This window comes from Polaribacter sp. Z014 (assembly GCF_023555435.1).
Lineage (GTDB): Bacteria > Bacteroidota > Bacteroidia > Flavobacteriales > Flavobacteriaceae > Polaribacter.
The window spans coordinates 1-19,688 of the sequence record NZ_JALCZP010000031.1 but is presented as its reverse complement, the minus strand read 5'-3'; the positions used below and the strand labels follow the sequence as shown (position 1 = coordinate 19,688).

15 protein-coding genes are annotated in these 19,688 nt (G+C 31.9%); 14 read left to right on the top strand and 1 reads right to left on the bottom strand.

All coding sequences use genetic code 11. The features are described 5' to 3' along the window. Window positions 1-33 precede the first annotated feature (33 nt). Complete coding sequence (locus tag MPF19_RS17815; protein ID WP_203391929.1) at window positions 34-798, bottom strand: alpha/beta fold hydrolase; 765 nt, start codon at window positions 796-798, stop codon at window positions 34-36. Between the two features lie 203 nt (window positions 799-1,001). On the opposite strand from MPF19_RS17815, the gene mraZ reads away from it, so the two are divergent. The 14 genes from mraZ (at window position 1,002) to MPF19_RS17745 (ending at window position 19,253) form a co-directional block, all read left to right on the top strand. Further along, window positions 1,002-1,469 carry a division/cell wall cluster transcriptional repressor MraZ gene (gene mraZ, locus MPF19_RS17810; protein WP_203391930.1) on the top strand — a complete coding sequence of 156 codons (468 nt, stop codon included), beginning with the start codon at window positions 1,002-1,004 and terminating at the stop codon, window positions 1,467-1,469. Then, the gene (gene rsmH, locus MPF19_RS17805; RefSeq protein WP_203391931.1) at window positions 1,456-2,355 is read left to right on the top strand and encodes a 16S rRNA (cytosine(1402)-N(4))-methyltransferase RsmH; all 900 of its coding nucleotides are present in this window, start codon (window positions 1,456-1,458) and stop codon (window positions 2,353-2,355) included. Before mraZ ends, rsmH begins: the two co-directional genes overlap by 14 nt. A 1-nt stretch (window position 2,356) precedes the next feature. Next, the gene (locus tag MPF19_RS17800) at window positions 2,357-2,683 is read left to right on the top strand and encodes an FtsL-like putative cell division protein (RefSeq protein ID WP_203391932.1); all 327 of its coding nucleotides are present in this window, start codon (window positions 2,357-2,359) and stop codon (window positions 2,681-2,683) included. Between the two features lie 59 nt (window positions 2,684-2,742). Further along, window positions 2,743-4,704: a PASTA domain-containing penicillin-binding protein gene (locus MPF19_RS17795; protein WP_249989657.1), complete on the top strand. Its 1,962-nt coding sequence runs from the start codon at window positions 2,743-2,745 to the stop codon at window positions 4,702-4,704. 1 nt (window position 4,705) lies between these two features. After that, on the top strand, window positions 4,706-6,172 hold the full coding sequence (locus MPF19_RS17790) for a UDP-N-acetylmuramoyl-L-alanyl-D-glutamate--2,6-diaminopimelate ligase (RefSeq protein WP_249989655.1): 1,467 nt from the start codon (window positions 4,706-4,708) through the stop codon (window positions 6,170-6,172). A gap of 2 nt (window positions 6,173-6,174) precedes the next feature. Continuing rightward, window positions 6,175-7,401 carry a phospho-N-acetylmuramoyl-pentapeptide-transferase gene (gene mraY, locus MPF19_RS17785; RefSeq protein WP_203391933.1) on the top strand — a complete coding sequence of 409 codons (1,227 nt, stop codon included), beginning with the start codon at window positions 6,175-6,177 and terminating at the stop codon, window positions 7,399-7,401. Further along, entirely contained in the window at window positions 7,402-8,736 is a 1,335-nt protein-coding gene (gene murD / locus MPF19_RS17780) for a UDP-N-acetylmuramoyl-L-alanine--D-glutamate ligase (protein ID WP_249989646.1), read from the top strand. A gap of 82 nt (window positions 8,737-8,818) precedes the next feature. Next, window positions 8,819-10,003, top strand: coding sequence for an FtsW/RodA/SpoVE family cell cycle protein (locus MPF19_RS17775; RefSeq protein ID WP_203391935.1), 1,185 nt, complete (start codon window positions 8,819-8,821; stop codon window positions 10,001-10,003). Next, window positions 9,987-11,075, top strand: coding sequence for an undecaprenyldiphospho-muramoylpentapeptide beta-N-acetylglucosaminyltransferase (gene murG / locus MPF19_RS17770; protein WP_249989644.1), 1,089 nt, complete (start codon window positions 9,987-9,989; stop codon window positions 11,073-11,075). The genes MPF19_RS17775 and murG overlap by 17 nt, the downstream gene beginning before the upstream one ends. 2 nt (window positions 11,076-11,077) lie before the next feature. Continuing rightward, window positions 11,078-12,430 carry a UDP-N-acetylmuramate--L-alanine ligase gene (murC, locus tag MPF19_RS17765; protein ID WP_249989643.1) on the top strand — a complete coding sequence of 451 codons (1,353 nt, stop codon included), beginning with the start codon at window positions 11,078-11,080 and terminating at the stop codon, window positions 12,428-12,430. A 91-nt stretch (window positions 12,431-12,521) separates the two neighbouring features. After that, window positions 12,522-13,145, top strand: a complete 624-nt coding sequence (locus MPF19_RS17760) for a cell division protein FtsQ/DivIB (protein WP_249989641.1) — start codon at window positions 12,522-12,524, stop codon at window positions 13,143-13,145. A gap of 6 nt (window positions 13,146-13,151) precedes the next feature. Further along, window positions 13,152-14,498, top strand: a complete 1,347-nt coding sequence (ftsA, locus tag MPF19_RS17755) for a cell division protein FtsA (RefSeq protein WP_249989639.1) — start codon at window positions 13,152-13,154, stop codon at window positions 14,496-14,498. 64 nt (window positions 14,499-14,562) lie between these two features. Beyond that, a complete protein-coding gene (ftsZ, locus tag MPF19_RS17750; RefSeq protein WP_203391940.1) occupies window positions 14,563-16,416 on the top strand; it encodes a cell division protein FtsZ in 1,854 nt (617 codons plus the stop codon). Window positions 16,417-16,604: 188 nt separating this feature from the next. Further along, the gene (locus MPF19_RS17745; RefSeq protein ID WP_249989637.1) at window positions 16,605-19,253 is read left to right on the top strand and encodes a DUF6923 family protein; all 2,649 of its coding nucleotides are present in this window, start codon (window positions 16,605-16,607) and stop codon (window positions 19,251-19,253) included. Window positions 19,254-19,688: the final 435 nt, after the last annotated feature.

The window sequence follows — 19,688 nt, the reverse complement described above, 5'->3', positions numbered from 1 at the left end:
TTCTTTAATTTTTATTATAGTTCTCTACGAGAATTATAATTTTCTAGAAGTAAGCCAAGCATGAAGAATTTTGTTAAATTCTTCTGGTTTTTCCATCATTGCTGCATGACCACATTTGTCAATCCAAAATAAATCTGAATTTGATAATAATCTATGAAAATCTTCTGCAGCCTCAGGAGGTGTAACACCATCTTGTTTTCCCCAAATTAAACATGTAGGATGTTTCATGTTGGGTAAATCTTTTGCCATGTTGTGTCTAATAGCACTTTTGGCAATAGATAATGTTTTTAAAGCTTTCATTCTATCATTTACAGTGCTGTAAACATCATCAACTAATTCTTTAGTCGCAATTGCAGGATCGTAAAAAACTTCTCTAGCTTTTTGCTCTATATATTCATAGTTTCCTCTTTTAGGAAAACTATCTCCCATTGCTTTTTCATACATACCAGAACTACCTGTAAGTACAAGTGCTGTTACTTTTTCTGGATACTGTTTTGTGAAATACAATGCTATATGTCCTCCTAAGGAATTCCCAAGAAGAATAGCGTGATTTATCTTTTTATGTTCTAAAAACTCTTTTAAGAACTTTGCTAAGTTTTTAACATTGGTTTTTAGAAGAGGTAAAGAGTATAAAGGTAATTCTGGGATTAAAACTTTGTAGCCATTACTAGAGAAATGATCGAATGTTGAGTCAAAATTACTCAATGCTCCCATTAATCCATGTAAAATAATGATTGCAGGTCCTTCTCCTGCTTCTACATATTTAAATTTCCCTTCCTCTGTTAACTTATCTGTCATTAAAATTCTCTAATTTCTTAACCACAAATGTAATTCTTTTTTGTGAAATAGATAACGTTTTCGTAAGTGACTATTTTTAAATTAAAATAGATTTTAGTCGCAATGAATTGTTAACAAAAGCGTTATTTATTAACAATGTGGTAAAAAGTGGTAAAAAGTGGTAAAATTGTCATATTTTTGACTCCAATTAATACGTTTTAAGAGTGATAAACCTAATCGGTACATATGAGTGTAAATCAGATGCTAAGGGGAGATTGATGTTTTCATCAGCCTTCAAAAAGCAACTGGCTTCTGTGTTACAAGACGGTTTTGTGGTAAAGAGAGCTGTTTTTCAACCTTGTTTAGAGTTGTATCCGATGAAAGAGTGGAACTTGATGATGGAAAAAATCAACAAACTTAACAGGTTTAATAAAAAGAATAATGATTTTATTAGAAGATTTACAGCGGGAGTAAAAATGGTGGAATTAGATGCGTCTGGAAGAATTTTAATTCCGAAAGATTTATTTGAGTTTGCGGGTATTAAAAAACAAGTTGTTATGTCTTCTTCAGTGAATATTATTGAAATTTGGGATAAGGACAAATATGAGAAAGCTATTGATGATGCAGCAGATGATTTTGCAGATTTGGCAGAGGAAGTAATGGGAAATACAGAATTAGATGAATTATCATAATCCAGTTTTATTACATGAGAGTATAGATGCGCTTGCTATTAAGGAAGACGGTGTCTATGTAGATGTTACGTTTGGTGGCGGTGGTCATTCAAGAGAGATCTTGAAAAGATTGGGTGCTAATGGTAAGTTGTTTGGTTTTGATCAAGATCCAGATGCGTTAGATAATATTATTGATGATGAGCGCTTTGTTTTAATACCTGAGAATTTTAGATTCATTTCTAGATTTTTGAGATTTCATGGCGTAAGAAAGGTAGATGGTGTTTTGGCAGATTTAGGAGTTTCTTCTCATCAGTTTGATGAGGCAGAAAGAGGTTTCTCTACACGTTTTGATGGTGATTTAGACATGAGAATGAATCAGAAATCTAAAACATCAGCAAAAGAAATTGTGAACACGTATTCTGAAGAGAAATTGGCAGAAATATTGTTTTTGTATGGAGAATTAAGAAATTCTAGAAATATAGCAAAAACAATTGTCGAAAAAAGGCAAGAGGAAAGAATTGATACCAGTTTTCAGTTAAGAAAAGTATTGCAAAAGTATTTGCCAAAAGCAAAAGAACATAAAATAATTGCACAGATTTTTCAAGCAATTAGAATAGAGGTAAATGAAGAGTTAGATGTTTTAAAAGAATTTCTAGAGCAGATGCCTAATTTGTTAAAAGAGGATGGAAGGTTAAGTGTAATCTCATATCATTCTTTAGAAGATAGATTGGTAAAAAGGTTTATTAGAACTGGTTTGTTTCAAGGGGAATTAGAGAAAGATGTTTTTGGTAGAAGTAATGAGCCGATGCAAAAAGTAGGGAAGTTAATAATACCTACTCCTCAAGAAATTAAGTTAAATAATAGAGCTCGTAGCGCTAAGTTAAGGATAGCAACTTTAAAGAAGTAGTATGTCTAAAGCAAAAAAAAACGTCTATGATTTTCTGAGAGGAAGTTTCCTTACAGATGATTCTGCATTTAAAAATTGGCGAATCATCATTTTTGTAGTTGTGTTGTTGTTAGTTATGATAACAAGTGCGCATAGAGCAGAAAGAAAGGTAATTCAGATATCAAAGTTGAATAAAAAGAAAAGAGAATTAAGAGCAGAATATGTAGATACTGGTACTATTTTAATGAGAATGAAAATGGAGTCGAGTATTAGAGAAAGAGTAAAAGTAAAAGGTTTAGAGCCTTTAAAATCCCCTCCAAAAAAAATAAAAGTAACTATTAAAGACTAATAAAATTGGCAACTCAAAAAAAAGGCATACTTACAAAATTCTACTTAGTAGCTGCTTTTATGACGCTTTTTTTGTTGGCTATTGTATTTCGTGTATTTACAATTCAGCATTCAGAAGGAGAAAAATATAGAAAGCTTTTTACGGAATTAGCTATTAGACAAGATACTGTTTATGCTAATAAAGGGAATGTTTATGCGGCTGATGGAAATTTGTTAGCAACCTCTATGTCTAAATTTACAATTAGAATGGATGTGGTTGCTGTTGATGGTAAACTTTTTGAGAAAAATATTGTAGGTCTTTCTAAGGCGCTTTCGGGTATGTTTGGGAAAACTCCTTATTATTATCAAAATAAATTAAGAACCGCAAAAAAGAGACATAATAGATATTTGTTAATTGCTAGGAATGTAGGATATACAGATTATTTAAAAATTAAAGAATTTCCAATTTTTAATAAAGGTGTATACGGTGGTGGGTTTATTGCAGAGCATAAAACGGTAAGAGCGCATCCTATTGGTAAAATTGCCGAACGTACCATTGGTTATGATGATTTTAGAGGTGAGGCGGGTATTGAAGGAGCTTTTGCTGATTATATGGAAGGTGAAAATGGATTAAGATGGAAGCAGAAAATAGCTAAAAATCAATGGAAGCCTATAAATGATGTAAATGAAAAAGAGCCTATAGATGGGCATGATATTATAACAACTATAGATGTTAATATTCAAGATGTTACGCATCATGCTTTATTAGATAAATTAGAATATTTTGAGGCAGAGCATGGTTGTGCGGTGGTTATGGAAACTGCAACTGGCGAAATTAAAGCGATTTCTAATTTAGGAAGAACATCTAAGGGAACGTATTACGAAAAAAGAAATTATGCGGTTTGGGAAAGTCATGAGCCGGGTTCTACTTTTAAGTTAGCAAGTTTAATGGTTGCTTTAGATGATAAAGTTATAGATACATCAACGGTAGTAGATACAGAAAAAGGTAGAATTTATATAAATAATAGAAAGGTAGAGGATTCTCATAGAGGTGGTTTTGGTAAAATTTCTGCTGCAAGGGTTTTAGAAGTTTCTTCTAATGTTGGTGTGGTAAAAATTATTCAAAAATATTACGATAAAAATCCTCAAAAATATTACGATAAAATAGCGGAGTATGGCTTTACCAAACCAGTGGGTTTTCAAATAAAAGGAGAAGGAAAACCTCATGTGCCAAATCCTAAAGATAAAAGTTGGAGTAAGATTTCTTTAGAATGGATGGCTTGGGGGTATGGGATTGCGGTTACACCAATGCAAACATTAATGTTTTATAATGCTGTTGCAAATAATGGGGTAATGGTAAAACCAAGATTTGTAAAGGAATTAAGAGCTGAAGGTAAAAGTGAAAAAGTTTTTGAAACGGAAATTGTAAATCCAAAAATTGCATCTGATGAGACTTTAAAGAAATTGAGAAAAGTATTGGAAAATGTAGTGGTTAAAGGTACTGCTCGTAATATTTATTCTCCTAATTTTTCTATGGCAGGAAAAACTGGAACGGCTAAAAAGTATATTCCAAGAACTAAAAATAGTAAAGGAGAATGGGAAGGTGGTTTTTATTCTAATAAACACTATGTGGCTTCTTTTGCAGGTTTTTTTCCTGCAGATAATCCAAAGTATTCTTGCATTGTGGTTATTCATGATCCATTGAAGAAAAAAGGATATTATGGAGCAACGGTTGCAGGGCCTGTTTTTAAAGAAATTGCTCAGAAAATTTATACAACTACTCCTATAGATAATCAGTCTGTAGATGATAAAGTAGAGTTTGGTGCTATAGAAAAAGAATATTTAAAATTCGATAAAAAAATAAATAAAGAGTATCAAGAAGTGCCTGATGTTAGAGGAATGTCTGGGATGGATGCCTTGGCTTTATTAGAAAATATCGGGTTAAAAGTGCAGTTTTCTGGAGTAGGAAAAGTGAAGTCTCAATCACTAAGAAAAGGAGAAAAGTTAATTAAAGGAAATACAATTATTTTAAAACTTTCGTAAGCTGAAAAATTTAAAAGACATATTATATAAGGTTGCTATTCATCAGGTATTTGGGGTTACAGATATTGATGTAAGTTCAGTTGTTTTCGATTCTAGAAAGATTGAAAAGAATGCTGTTTTTGTTGCTCAAAAAGGAGTTTCTGTAGACGGTCATTTATATATTGAGAAAGCAATTGAATTAGGTGCTACAGCTATTGTTTGTGAAGATTTTCCTGCGGATAAAAAAGTTGGAATTTCATACATTCAAGTTGCTGATGCTAATGTTGCTTTGGCAATTATGGCTTCTAACTTTTATGACAATCCATCAAAAAAAATACCATTAATTGGTGTTACAGGAACTAATGGAAAAACAACCATAGCATCACTTTTATATCAATTATTTAAAAAGGCGGGTTACAAAGTTGGGCTTTTATCAACAGTAAAAATTTTGGTAGATGAGGTTGTATTTAAAGCGACGCATACAACGCCAGATTCTGTAACGATTAATAGTTATTTAGATAAAATGGTGGATGCAGGTGTAGATTATTGTTTTATGGAAGTGAGTTCTCATGGAATTCATCAAAAAAGAACAGAAGGCTTAACGTTTGCTGGTGGAATTTTCACCAATCTATCTCATGATCATTTAGATTATCATAAAACATTTGCAGAATATAGAGATGTAAAGAAATCATTTTTCGATTCATTGCCTAAGTCTGCTTTTGCACTTACAAATATCGATGATAAGAATGGTGATTTTATCTTGCAAAATACGAAAGCGAAAAAGGTAACTTATGCTTTAAAGACATTAGCAGATTATAGAGCTAAGATTTTAGAAAAGCAATTTTCTGGCACGCTTTTAAAAATAAATGATACAGAGGTTTGGACCAAGTTAATCGGTCAGTTTAATGCTTCTAATTTGCTGGCAATTTTTGCTACTGCAGAATTATTAGGTTTAGAAAAAATAGAAATCTTAACAATTATAAGTCAGTTAGAAAATGTGAGTGGTCGTTTTGAGTATGTTATTTCAGAAGATGGGGTTACTGCAATTGTAGATTATGCACATACACCAGATGCTTTAAAAAATGTACTAGAAACTATTAATGATATTAGAACTGGTAATGAAAAACTGATTACGGTTGTTGGTTGTGGTGGAGATAGAGATAAAACGAAAAGACCAAAAATGGCACATATTGCTTCTCAGTTAAGTAGTCAAGCTATTTTTACGTCAGACAATCCGAGAACAGAAAATGCGCAAACTATTTTAGACGAAATGGAAGTAGGTGTTTCTTCTGAGAATTACAAAAAAACATTGTCAATTTTAGATAGAAGACAGGCTATAAAAACTGCTTGTAAATTTTCTGAAAGTGGAGATATTATATTAATAGCAGGAAAGGGACATGAAAATTATCAAGAAATAAATGGAGTAAGAACTCATTTTGATGATTTAGAAGAAGTTAATAACTGTTTTAATCAATTAAAAAAGAATTAAGAATGCTGTATTATTTATTTCAATATTTAGAAAGTGAAACACATTTTCCTGGTGCAGGATTGTTTCAGTTCATCACATTTAGGGCCGCAGCAGCTTTTATTTTATCATTATTGATTTCTACAATTTATGGTAAAAGAATTATTGATTTTTTAAGAAATCAACAAGTTGGAGAAACCGTAAGGGATTTAGGTTTAGATGGTCAAAAACAAAAAGCAGGAACACCTACAATGGGTGGAGTTATTATCATTTTAGCAACCTTAATTCCTGTTTTATTATTAGCGAAATTAGAGAATATTTATGTAGTTATCTTGATCATAACTACTGTTTGGATGGGATTAATAGGCTTTTTAGATGACTATATAAAAGTATTTAAAAAAGACAAAGACGGGTTAAGTGGTAAATTTAAAGTCTTGGGACAGGTTGGTTTAGGTGTTATTGTAGGTTCTATGCTTTATTTTAATGATGGAGTTACAATTAAAGAGCAACTGCCAAAAGAGCAACAAATAGTAAATAAAGAAGGGCGAAAAGTTGTTTTTGGAGAAGCACATAAGTCTACAAAAACCACAGTTCCTTTTTTAAAGGATAACGAATTAGAATACTCAAAAGCTTTAAGTTTTTTGGGTGATGGGTATGAAAAATATGGTTGGATAGTTTTTATATTTATTACCGTATTTATTGTAACAGGAATTTCAAACGGAGCAAATTTAACAGACGGAATTGATGGTTTAGCGGCAGGTTCGTCTGCAATTATTGTGGTAACGTTAGCGGCGTTTGCTTGGGTATCTGGTAATATTGTTTTTGCAGATTATTTAGATGTAATGTACATACCAAATTCTGGAGAAATGACAGTTTTTATATTGGCATTTGCAGGGGCTTTAATTGGTTTTCTTTGGTATAACACGTTTCCGGCTCAAGTTTTTATGGGAGATACAGGTAGTTTAACTATTGGTGGAATTATAGCGGTGATTGCAATTTCAATTCGTAAAGAATTATTGTTACCCATTTTAGCCGGAGTATTTGTAGTAGAGAATCTGTCTGTAATTATGCAGGTGTCTTGGTTTAAGTACACTAAAAAGAAGTTTGGAGAAGGAAGAAGAATTTTTAAAATGTCGCCATTGCATCATCATTATCAAAAATTAAATTATCACGAAAGTAAAATTGTAGTCCGATTTTGGATTGTTGGAATTTTGTTAGCAGTATTTACAATTGTTACTTTAAAATTAAGATAAATGAAAAGGCTTTGTATTCTTGGAGGAGGAGAAAGTGGTGTTGGTGCAGCGCTTTTAGGAAAACAAAAGGGATTCGAAGTCTTTGTTTCTGATAAAAATGATATATCAAAAAAGTATAAAGAAGTTCTTTTAAATAACGAGGTCGATTTTGAGGAAAATCAACATACAGAAAGCAAAATTTTAAATGCGGATGTAGTGGTTAAAAGTCCTGGTATTCCAGATACTGTTGCTTTAATTCTAAAATTGAAAGAAAACGCAATTCCTGTTATTTCAGAAATTGAATTTGCAGCTCAATATACAGATGCAACGATTGTAGGGATTACGGGGTCAAATGGAAAAACAACCACTACACTATTGCTGCATCATATTTTAAAAAATGCAGGGTTAAATGTAGGTGTTGCAGGTAATATTGGAGATAGTTTTGCGCAACAAGTTGCGGAGCAATCTTATGAAAATTATGTGTTAGAGTTAAGTAGTTTTCAGTTAGATGGTATTGAGAATTTTAATAGTCATATTGCAATTTTAACCAATATTACGCCAGATCATTTAGACAGATATGAATATGATTTTAATAAATATATAGATTCGAAATTTAGAATCACAAAGAATCAGACAGCAACCGATTATTTAATTTATGATGCAGATGATGAAGTCATCAATAATTGGTTAAAAGAGAATAAAACAAGTGCAAAATTGGTTCCGTTTTCACTTGAAAAAGAGTTAGAGTATGGAGCGTATTTGAAAAACAACAATATTATTATCAACATAAATAAAGACAAAATTAACATGCCGTTATCAACTTTATCAATAAAAGGAAAACACAATACTAAAAATGCTATGGCAGCTACAATGGCGGCTCAATTGTTAAAAGCAAGAAAGCAAGTTATATTAGAGAGTTTAGAAGATTTTGAAGGAGCAGAACATCGTTTAGAGAATGTAGCTAAAATTAGGGATGTAGAATATATAAACGATTCTAAGGCAACTAATGTAAACGCAACTTATTATGCATTAGAATGCATGGATAAAACCACTATTTGGATTGTTGGTGGTGTAGATAAAGGGAACGATTATAATGATTTGTTGCCTCTGGTAAGAGAAAAAGTAAAAGCGATTGTTTGTTTGGGTTTAGATAATGAAAAAATAAAAAACACATTTGGCAATGTAGTAGATATTATTGTGGAAACTGCGGGAGCAGAAGAGGCGGTAAAAGTATCTCATAAATTAGCCGAAAGAGGAGAGGCTGTTTTATTATCGCCAGCATGTGCTAGTTTCGATTTGTTTGATAACTATGAAGATAGAGGTCGCCAATTTAAGAAGGCAGTAAGAAATTTGTAAGTGGTTTAAACGTGTAATTATTTATGCGTTTAACAATTAAAAAATGTTTAATTAAAATCCTAGAAATCTAAGTATCTAACTAATGAAAACCATTTTTCAATACATAAAAGGAGATAAAACCATTTGGGCAATTGTTGCTATTTTGGCAATATTCTCATTTATGCCAGTTTATAGCGCAAGCACAAACTTGGTGTATGTGGTTGGTTATGGTTCTTCTTTAGGGTATCTATTTAAGCATATTGTGTTGTTAATTATGGGGTTTGCCATTATTTATGGAGTTCATAAAGTGCCGTACAGGTATTTTTCTGGTGGTTCTGTTATAATGCTTCCGGTAATTATCTTTTTGTTGATTTATACGTTGTCTCAAGGAACAACAATTGGAGGAGCAAACGCAAGTAGGTGGATTAGAATTGGCGGAATTGGTTTTCAAACATCTACTTTGGCAGGTTTGGTTTTAATGGTGTATGTAGCCAGATATTTATCAAGAAATAAAGATAAGGCAATAAGTTTTAAAGAAAGTTTATGGCAATTATGGTTGCCAGTGGCACTTGTTTTAGTACTAATTTTACCAGCAAACTTCTCTACAACGGCAATTATATTTGTCATGATTTTAATCGTTACTTTTATTGGAGGGTACCCGTTAAAATACTTAGGATTTATATTAGGTGTAGGAATTGGGTTGCTGTTAATTTTTATTTTAGCAGCAAAAGCATTTCCAGATTTAATGCCGAACAGAGTACAAACTTGGGAGAATAGAATAGAGAGTTTTTCTGATGATGAAGGCAAAGAAGCGTATCAAGTAGAGAAAGCAAAAATAGCAATTGCTATGGGAGAAACATTTGGTGTTGGTCCTGGTAAAAGCGTTCAAAAAAACTTTTTACCACAATCTACATCAGATTTTATTTATGCAATAATTGTGGAAGAATATGGTTTAGTTGGTGGTTTTTTAATAGTGTCTATATATTTTATTCTGTTGTTCAGAATTTTTGTAGTCATTAGAAAAACAAGCACAATTTTCGGAGCTTTGTTGGTGTTGGGAGTTGGGCTTCCTATTATTTTTCAGGCATCCATTAATATGGCAGTTGCTACTAATTTATTCCCTGTAACAGGGCAAACTTTACCACTTATTAGTAGTGGTGGTACTTCTATTTGGATGACTTGTTTTGCTTTAGGAATGATTTTAAGTGTAAGCGCATCCAAAGAAGAAACAGAAGAAGATATTTTAGATGATAACCCTTTAGACATACTTCATGAAACAATCGATTAACATATTAATTTCTGGAGGCGGAACCGGAGGGCACATCTATCCTGCAATTGCAATTGCAAACGAATTAAAGTTGCGTTATCCGAATGCAAAATTTTTATTTGTAGGTGCAAAGGATAAAATGGAAATGGAAAAAGTTCCGCAAGCAGGTTATGAAATTAAAGGATTGTGGATTTCTGGAATACAAAGAAAGTTAACAGTAGCCAACCTTTCATTTCCGTTTAAGTTGGTAAGTAGTTTGTGGAATGCCTCTAAAATAATTAGAAAATTTAAACCAGATGTAGCAATTGGTACTGGTGGTTTTGCAAGCGGTCCAACTTTAATAATGGCAAATAGAAAAGGGATTCCTACTTTAATACAAGAGCAGAATTCTTATCCAGGTATTACTAATAAATTATTAAGTAAAAAAGCACACAAAATTTGTGTTGCTTATGATAATTTAGAACGTTTTTTTCCTGCTGATAAAATTGTGAAAACAGGAAATCCTGTTCGTCAAGATTTGTTGTCTATTCATTCGAAAAGGGAACAAGGAAAAGACTTTTTTAAGTTAGATAAAGAGAAGAAAACTATTTTAGTTTTAGGAGGTAGTTTAGGAGCACGTAAAATTAATCAATTGGTAGAAACCAATTTAGAATTTTTTAAAAAACAGGGAGTTCAGGTTATTTGGCAGTGTGGAAAATTATATTTTGATGAATATGAAAAATACAATGAGATAGAAAATATCCAAGTACATCAATTTGTAAATAGAATGGACTATGCGTATGCGGCTTCAGATATTATTATTTCTAGAGCAGGTGCAAGTTCGGTTTCCGAATTGTGCATTGTTGGTAAGCCGGTTATTTTTATTCCGTCGCCAAACGTATCAGAAGATCATCAAACAAAAAATGCAAAGTCAATTGCAGACAAACATGCTGCAATTTTATTAAAAGAAACTGAGTTGGAGTCATTTCCAATTGTTTTTGAAACTTTAATAAAAGATAAAGGAAAACAAGAGCATTTATCAGAAAATATAAAGGAGTTAGCGTTGCCAGGAGCAACCACAGATATCGTTAATGAAGTAGAAAAATTATTATAAAAGTGAATTTAAACAATATACATAACGTCTATTTTGTCGGAATTGGTGGCATAGGAATGAGCGCAATTGCTCGTTACTTTGCGGCGAATGGAAAAAAAGTGGCTGGTTATGATAAAACTCCATCTCAAATCACTTTAGATCTTGAAAGTTTGGGTGTTCAAATTCATTTTGAAGATGCGGTTAAAAATATTCCTATTTCATTTTTGGATACTAAAAAAACGTTGGTGGTGTATACCCCTGCAATTTCTAAGAATCATGCGGAATTAAATTATTTTTTAGAGAATGATTTTACGGTTTTAAAAAGATCAGATATTTTAGGTAAAATAACGGAAACAACTTTTTGTTTAGCGGTTGCAGGAACGCATGGTAAAACAACAACTTCTGCTATTTTAGGTCATATTATGGCAACTGTAAATGCAACTTCTTTTTTAGGAGGAATTGCAGAAAATTATGATTCGAACCTAATTTTAGGCGATGATAAAGTGAGTGTTGTAGAGGCGGACGAGTTTGATAGATCTTTCTTGAAATTGAGTCCAAATATTGCCTGTGTAACTTCTATGGATGCAGATCATTTAGATATCTATGGAGATGCGGAAGCTTTAAATGAATCGTTTGTAGCGTTTACAAACAAAGTTAAAGATACTTTAATTGTTGCAAAAGGCTTGCCTTTAAAAGGGTTAACGTATGCAATTAACGAAGACGCAGATTATACTGCCTTTAATTTAAAAATAGAAAGCGGACAATATATTTTTGATGTAAAAACACCAACATCAGAAATTAAAAATATTGAATTTCATTTACCAGGACAGCATAATGTTATGAATGCATTAGCTGCCTTAGCTATGGCAGATGTTTATGGCATTTCATTGACGGATATAAAAGCACGTTTATCAACTTTTAAGGGAGTAAAACGTAGGTTTTCATATAAAATTAAAACGAACGATTTTGTACTGATAGATGATTATGCACATCATCCAACAGCTATAAATGCAGTAGAAAGTTCTGTAAGGGAAATGTATCCGAAGGAAAAAGTGTTGGTTGTTTTTCAGCCTCATTTATTTTCTAGAACCAAAGATTTTATTGATGATTTTGCCTTGGCTTTATCTAAATTTGATGAAGTTTTGTTGTTAGATATTTATCCTGCTAGAGAAGAACCAATTGCTGGAGTAAATTCTGAATGGTTGTTAAATAAGATTACGTGTAAGAATAAAAAATTAACTAAAAAAAATAATTTAGTAAAAGATATTAAAAATTCATCGGCAAAAGTGGTAACAATGTTAGGTGCTGGTGATGTTGGAGTTATGATTAATGAGGTAGCAGAACAACTTTTAAAAACAGTTAAATATGATCTTTAAGAAGTTTTTAAAATACATAGCATTCCTTTTGTTGATAGGGAGTTTAGGGTTTTTTTGTAGTTTTTCTGTAAAAAGAAATTCAAATAAAAAAGTGAAGGATATTATTGTAGAATTTGAGGCTGGAGACAATCATTTTTTGACACATTCTATGGTTGATAAATTGTTAATACAAAATGACTCGACTGTGAAAAACCAAGCAAAATCTGTGATAAATTTATACAGTTTGGAAAAAACAGTTTCAGAAAACCCATATGTTGAAAATGCTGCCGTATTTTTGACCATTTCGGGTACCTTAAAAACAATCATAAAACAGCGAACACCTGTTGCAAGAATTATAAATAAAAAAGATTCTTATTATATTGATAAAGAAGGATTAAAAATACCTTTGTCTCCTAATTATACTGCAAGAGTTCTGTTAGTATCAGGTGTAGATAAAGATGAAGAAATTAAAGAAATATTGCCTTTAATAACAGTTGTTTTGGAAGATGATTTTTTGCAAAAAGAGGTAGTAGGAATTGAAAAATTAACCAACGGAGAGTATCAATTTCCCGTGAGAAGTGGAAATTATAAAATCGATTTTGGAAATTTAACTGAAATGGATGTAAAATTTAAGAAGTTAAAAGCGTTTTATAACAAAGCATTTGTAGATAAAACGATTGAAGAGTATAAAACGATTAATTTAAAATATCACAACCAAGTTGTGTGCGCAAAATAAATCAAAATGGAGAATAATAAAATAGCAATTGGTTTAGATATTGGTACAACCAAAATCGCAGCAATGATTGGTCGCAAGAACGAATATGGTAAGATTGAAGTTATTGGTATTGGTAAAGCTAAAAGTTTAGGTGTAAAGCGTGGTGTTGTAAGTAATATTACACAAACTATACAATCTATTCAGCAAGCGGTAGAGGAAGCGGAAAGTGTTTCTGGTGTTAAAATAGAAGAAGTTGTTGTAGGTATTGCCGGTCAACATATTCGTAGTTTACATCACAGTGATTATATTACTAGAAATAACGCAGATGAAGTAATAGATGAAACTGATATTGAAAATTTAGTAAACCAAGTTCATAAGTTGGTGATGTTGCCTGGAGAAGAAATTATCCATGTGTTGCCACAAGAGTATAAAGTAGACTCTCAAGCAGATATTAAGGAACCAATAGGTATGTATGGAGGTCGTTTGGAAGCGAATTTTCATGTGGTTGTTGGGCAAGTTTCTTCTATTAGAAATATTGGTCGTTGTGTTAAAAGTGCAGGTTTAGGTTTAAGTGAAATTACTTTAGAACCGTTAGCTTCTGCAGCAGCAGTATTAAGTCAAGAAGAAAAAGAGGCAGGAGTAGCATTGATTGATATAGGTGGTGGAACAACTGATTTGGCTATTTTTAAAGACGGAATTATTAGGCATACAGCAGTAATTCCTTTTGGAGGAAATGTAATTACTGATGATATTAAAGAAGGTTGTTCTATTATAGAAAAACAAGCAGAATTATTAAAAATAAAATTTGGTTCTGCGTGGCCAGGAGAAAATAAAGAAACAGAGATCGTTTCTATACCTGGATTAAGAGGTAGAGAACCAAAAGAAATTACCTTAAAGAATTTATCAAAAATTATACATGCTAGAGTACAAGAAATTATTGAGCATGTGTATTTAGAGATCAAAAATTATGGACATGAAACGGCAAAAGGGAAATTAATTGCTGGTATTGTGTTAACAGGTGGTGGTGCACAATTAAAGCACTTACGCCAGTTAGTAGAATATATTACAGGTATGGATGCAAGAATAGGTTATCCTAACGAACACCTGGCAGGAGAATCTGATGAAATTTTATCAAGTCCGGCTTTTGCAACAACGGTTGGTTTATTGATGGAAGGTTTAGAAAAGCTAAAACCTGTAGTAGAAGAAGTAGTGGTAGAAGAAATTGTAGAAGAAGTTATTGATGAAAAGCAAGAACAATCTATAGAAGAAAAACCACCTGTGGTAGAGGTAAAGCGAAAACCAAAAATTAAAAAGAAGTCGTTTTTTGAAAAATTTACAGAAAGTTTAAAAGATTTTTTGGACAACGCAGAATAAAGATTGAGATTAAGAAAAATAGAACAAAAATTAAAAAATAATAATAAACAATAGATCGGTTATTATGAGCGCAGAATTCGATAACATTTCATTTGACATGCCTAAAACGCAATCTAACACAATTAAAGTAATTGGAGTTGGAGGAGGAGGTAGCAACGCAGTAAACCACATGTTTACGCAACACATTAAAGGGGTAGACTTTGTAATTTGTAACACAGATGCACAGGCTTTAGAGAATAGTCCTGTTCCTAATAAAATTCAATTAGGAGCAAACTTAACCTCTGGTTTGGGTGCAGGGGCAAATCCAGAAGTAGGAGCCAAAGCAGCAAAAGAAAGCTTGCAAGAAATTCAGCAATTGCTAAATACCCAAACTAAAATGGTATTTATTACTGCTGGTATGGGTGGAGGTACCGGTACAGGAGCCGCTCCTATTATTGCCAAAATTGCAAAAGATATGGATATCTTAACCGTTGGTATTGTTACGATGCCTTTTGCTTTTGAGGGAAGAAGACGTTCTAAACAAGCTCAATTAGGAATCGATCAACTGCGCCAAAATGTAGATTCTTTAATTGTTATTAATAATAATAAATTACGTGAAGTTTATGGAAACCTTGGTTTTAAAGCTGGTTTTTCTAAGGCTGATGAGGTTTTATCTACGGCTTCTCGTGGAATAGCAGAGGTAATTACGCATCACTATAAACAAAATATTGATTTACATGATGCTAAAACGGTACTTTCTAATAGTGGTACTGCAATTATGGGTTCTGCAAAAGAAGAAGGACAAACTAGAGCTAAAAGTGCTATTATGAAAGCATTAGATTCTCCTTTGTTAAATGATAACAAAATTACAGGAGCAAAGAATGTGTTGTTGTTAATTGTTTCTGGAACCAACGAAGTAACGTTAGATGAGATTGGAGAAATAAATGACTACATACAAGATGAAGCTGGTTATGATGCCAACATTATTATGGGTATTGGAGAGGATGCAGATTTAGGTGATGCAATAGCAGTAACTATTGTAGCTACCGGTTTTGCAGCAGACCAACAAAGTACAATTACAAATACAGAGGTTAAGAAAATTGTACATACTTTAGAGGATGAACAAAAGGCTACGTATGATTTTAGTGAAAAAACAGTTATAAAAGCGCCATCTTTAAACGAGCCATTAACTAATAATGTAGAAGAAAAAATTATTCATTCTTTAGAAGAGGAAGTAGTAATACCAAAAACTAATTTGGTTAAAACTACTAATGAAATTGTAAATATGGAGGTTGTTTATGATGAAATTCAACCAGAAACTAGTGTAGAAGAAGATTTTGTTATTACAGATGTAACTCCAGTTCAAGAAGTACAAGCTGTAGAGGAGCCAAAAGTAAATCAGCCAAATTTATTATTTGATTTACCTTTAAATCCACAAGCGGAATTAAAAGCTACAAAGGTAAATGAGATTGAATCTTTTGAAGAAGAAGAGGTGGTTTTTGAGAGAAAAGAAGTAGAAAAACGATATGTCTTAGAAGATTTTGATGCAAAACCAACTATTGGTAAAAGTTCTGGTATTGTTGAAAAAAAAACGGTTGAAGAAGAAATTAAGTTTGAGTTAAAAACTAGAGCTCCTCAAGTAGAAATTAATCAGATAGAAACGCATAGCGAAGAAATTTCTCCTTTAGATTTAACAATTACAGACTTAAAAGAGCGCGCAGAAGAACGACGCAGAAAAATGAAAGGTTTCAACTATAAGTTCAACGATCAAATGAACAAGAATATAGATGAAATTGAACGTCAGCCAGCTTATAAAAGATTAGGGATAGATTTAGATGTAAATAGTCCTATTAGTAATACTAAAACATCTATAAATAAAGATACAGAAGATATTAGTCTAAAATCTAATAATTCTTTTTTACATGATAATGTAGATTAAATAATCTTAATTTCTTTAAAAGATCTATAAAAGCCACATTTTTAATGTGGCTTTTATAGTATAATTAAGTTTTGGTAAAACCTTTATCTTTTCATATCTTAGTGTTGGTCTACACTTTAGCGCCATTAACCCCCCAAAGAGTATTGCATTTATATAAATAAAATACTTTTGTTAAAAAATACTTACAGATGGAATCAAAACTACCTAAACATTTTAAGCTAATAACCTTTTTATGGCTTATAATAATTAATTTTTCTTTTAACGCACAAGAAGAACCTTTTAATTGTGATTACAATGCCTATTTATTCCAAAGGAATGATATTTATGCTTTAGATTTAGCATCGGGAAGTTCTTATGTGGTAAAAGAAGATGTTACTCCAGGATCTATTAATGCAGTAGGATATAATCCTGCAGATGGATACATTTGGGGGTCATTAAGTACACCTGCAAAAACAATTGTAAGAATTGGTAAAAACTTTAATGTAGAAACTTTTTATATAGATGAGTTACCAAGTTCTAGCAGATATGTAGGTGATGTTAGTTCAGAAGGTATCTATTATTTAAAAGGAGGAGGAACAAGTTATTATAAAATAGATTTAGACCCAGCGTCTGATAATTATACAAAGTATGTTAGTAGTCATGTGCTTACTAAAAACATTTCTGTACACGATTGGGCATTTAACGCTGTAGATGGTCATTTATATACCGTAGAAAAAAAGACGAATATATTATATAGAATTAATGCTACTACTGGAGAAGTAATTAGTTTAGGAGTAGTACCTATTTTAAATGGTTTAAACTATACGTATGGAGCAGTTTATTTTGATGCTTCTGGTCGTTTTTATGTTTCTGCCAATCAAACAGGAACAGTATATGTTATTCAAAGTGTACAATCTCTAGAACCAGGAAGTCAGTTAGACTCTAATCTTTTTGCATACGGACCGTCAAGTAGTTCTAATGATGGGGCAAGATGTCCTACAGCTCCTGTACCTCAAGAAGATTGTGCAAATGGAGTAGATGATGATGGTGATGGATTAGTAGATTGTGATGACCCGGCTTGTTCTGGTGTTGCAGCTTGTCCTATATTGGCACCACAAGTTTCTAGTGGTAATGATGGAGGTTTAGAAAGTAATGATCGCCTTTCCCAGCAAATCAATCAAAGAAACTATTTAAGAAAAAAAGGGAACTATAAGTTTGATAAGTTAAAAGCTAAAAAGGTTATAAAAACTAAAAATTATAAGAAGTCTGCTGCAAAAAGTACAAATTTCGAATTAAAAGATTTAATTCCTTTAGACGTAATTTCGGGAACAACAACAGTAGAATCTTCTCCTTCAGATTTAATAGCAATTACAAATGCTACCGAACTATACTCTGTAGATTATGTAAAAGATGGAGAAACGATTGCGGTTGTGTTAGCTACTAAAACTGAGAATGGAGTTTATGAACACACGAAATTTATTTGTGATAGATTATTAGGTGCCGAATTATTATCTGTTTCAACCATAGAACTTTTTCAAGAAGAAAGTGAAGAAGGCGAAGAAGAACAAGAAGGCGAAGGCGTACATTTTATTAAGTCTATTATAAAGAACAGTAGTGGAACTAAAGAGTTTGTTTTAAGTTTTTCTGGAAGATTGATTAATAATGAAGAAAATTTTGAAATAGAAAGTCATTGGAATATTGATAAATATGAGGAGGGAGCTACGTATTATAACTTTCAAATCTGGTCTAATAGTGTAGACGATTTGTTAACCTTAGGAGAGGAAGCTTTGGCGTTGTTCGAAATTCAGAAACCTATTTTAGATTATGAAACGTCTTCTCCACCACCTGTATTTGTTAAGAAAGGTAAATATGTTAACGGTACTTTAGAATTAGAGTTAATTAATATAAGAAGAAGTAAAAGTGCGGTAATAGATGCTGGTTTTAAAAGAACTGAAACTTCGGCTACAGAATATTTTAATAGCACCTTAGAGTTAACGGGTAATTACATTGAGTCTTTAGTTATTGATACAGGAAATATCTTTGATATCGGTTTTAGAATAGAAAATGAATACAATTTAACTCCAGATGATTTATTTATGTCTGATGGTGTCTGGGGAAAAGATGATTCTCCTTCAGGAACTACGATTAATGAATTTGAGATTACTCAAAATGATAATATTTATACAGGAAGTGGTTATAGAGTAGAAAGAAATATAGCTTTAAAAGCAACCACAAGTGAGTACGTATCTGCGTTTAGATCTTTTACTCCAAGATTTACAACTGTAGATTTATCTAACTTTTCTACATTAGAACTAGAGGCAAAAGGAACAGGAGATGTAGAAATTACGATTGTGAAAGAAAGCATAGATGCTTGGGAAAACCAATTTAGAACTACTATAAAATTAAACGATACAGAAAGTCATTTTGCAATTCCTTTGTCGCATTTTGTTTCTGCCGCAGGTGGAGATATTGATTTATCTGATGCCGTAAATATTGTATTTACTATGTCTTCTGATGGTGTGGTTGTTTTAGATAAAGAAATGAATTTAAAAGACATACAGTTTACAACGCAAGTACTTGGAGTGCAAACAGAAGTTATTGCAGAAAATGAGGCTTTGTTAATGCCAAACCCAATGAAAGATGTTGCCGAGTTAAGTTTTTACTCAGAAACGAATGCAACAACGAGTATTGAAGTTTATAACTTGACGGGTTCACTAATTAGAAAAACAATAGAAAATACTACAATAGGAAATAATAGTGTCTCTATAGTAAGAGAAGGTTTGAAAAAAGGTATCTATTTTATAAAAATTAGAAATGATTTTAGAAATTATAAAACCTTAAAGTTGATTATAGAGTAAAGTAATTTCACTTATTCTATTATTCTGAAGTCTCATAATTATTTTTAATTATGAGACTTTTTATTTTAAAGAAGTGTTAACGGTAGTTCTATGTTTTACTGTTTTTTCCATTCATTTAGGTGCTGCTGTATCGGTTACAAAATGTTAGGACTAAGAATATTTGAATATGCAAGAGAAGTGTTATTTAATATGTTAATTAACGAATTAGAACCGCCATTTATCTTTAGTTGATGTTTAATGGTCTGTCCTGGTATGTTTTAGGTTTTAATCCGTTGTATCTTTGAAGTAACAAAAGAAAAAAGAATAATACATAGAATTTATATAGTCCCCCAATTTTCCCGACACTATCCTAAAATCTGTGTAAGTTGAAAAACTCAGGGTTAAATTATTTATAGTTTAATCCTGTTTTCAAATATAGCTAAAAATTGATTAAGT

Bases quoted from the DNA above. Each gene is read 5' to 3' on its own strand.
- MPF19_RS17815 (WP_203391929.1), bottom strand. From the start codon at position 798: ATGACAGATAAGTTAACAGAGGAAGGGAAATTTAAATATGTAGAAGCA.
- rsmH (WP_203391931.1), top strand. From the start codon at position 1,456: ATGAATTATCATAATCCAGTTTTATTACATGAGAGTATAGATGCGCTT.
- MPF19_RS17800 (WP_203391932.1), top strand. From the start codon at position 2,357: ATGTCTAAAGCAAAAAAAAACGTCTATGATTTTCTGAGAGGAAGTTTC.
- MPF19_RS17795 (WP_249989657.1), top strand. From the start codon at position 2,743: ATGACGCTTTTTTTGTTGGCTATTGTATTTCGTGTATTTACAATTCAG.
- mraY (WP_203391933.1), top strand. From the start codon at position 6,175: ATGCTGTATTATTTATTTCAATATTTAGAAAGTGAAACACATTTTCCT.
- murD (WP_249989646.1), top strand. From the start codon at position 7,402: ATGAAAAGGCTTTGTATTCTTGGAGGAGGAGAAAGTGGTGTTGGTGCA.
- MPF19_RS17775 (WP_203391935.1), top strand. From the start codon at position 8,819: ATGAAAACCATTTTTCAATACATAAAAGGAGATAAAACCATTTGGGCA.
- murG (WP_249989644.1), top strand. From the start codon at position 9,987: ATGAAACAATCGATTAACATATTAATTTCTGGAGGCGGAACCGGAGGG.
- ftsA (WP_249989639.1), top strand. From the start codon at position 13,152: ATGGAGAATAATAAAATAGCAATTGGTTTAGATATTGGTACAACCAAA.
- ftsZ (WP_203391940.1), top strand. From the start codon at position 14,563: ATGAGCGCAGAATTCGATAACATTTCATTTGACATGCCTAAAACGCAA.
- MPF19_RS17745 (WP_249989637.1), top strand. From the start codon at position 16,605: ATGGAATCAAAACTACCTAAACATTTTAAGCTAATAACCTTTTTATGG.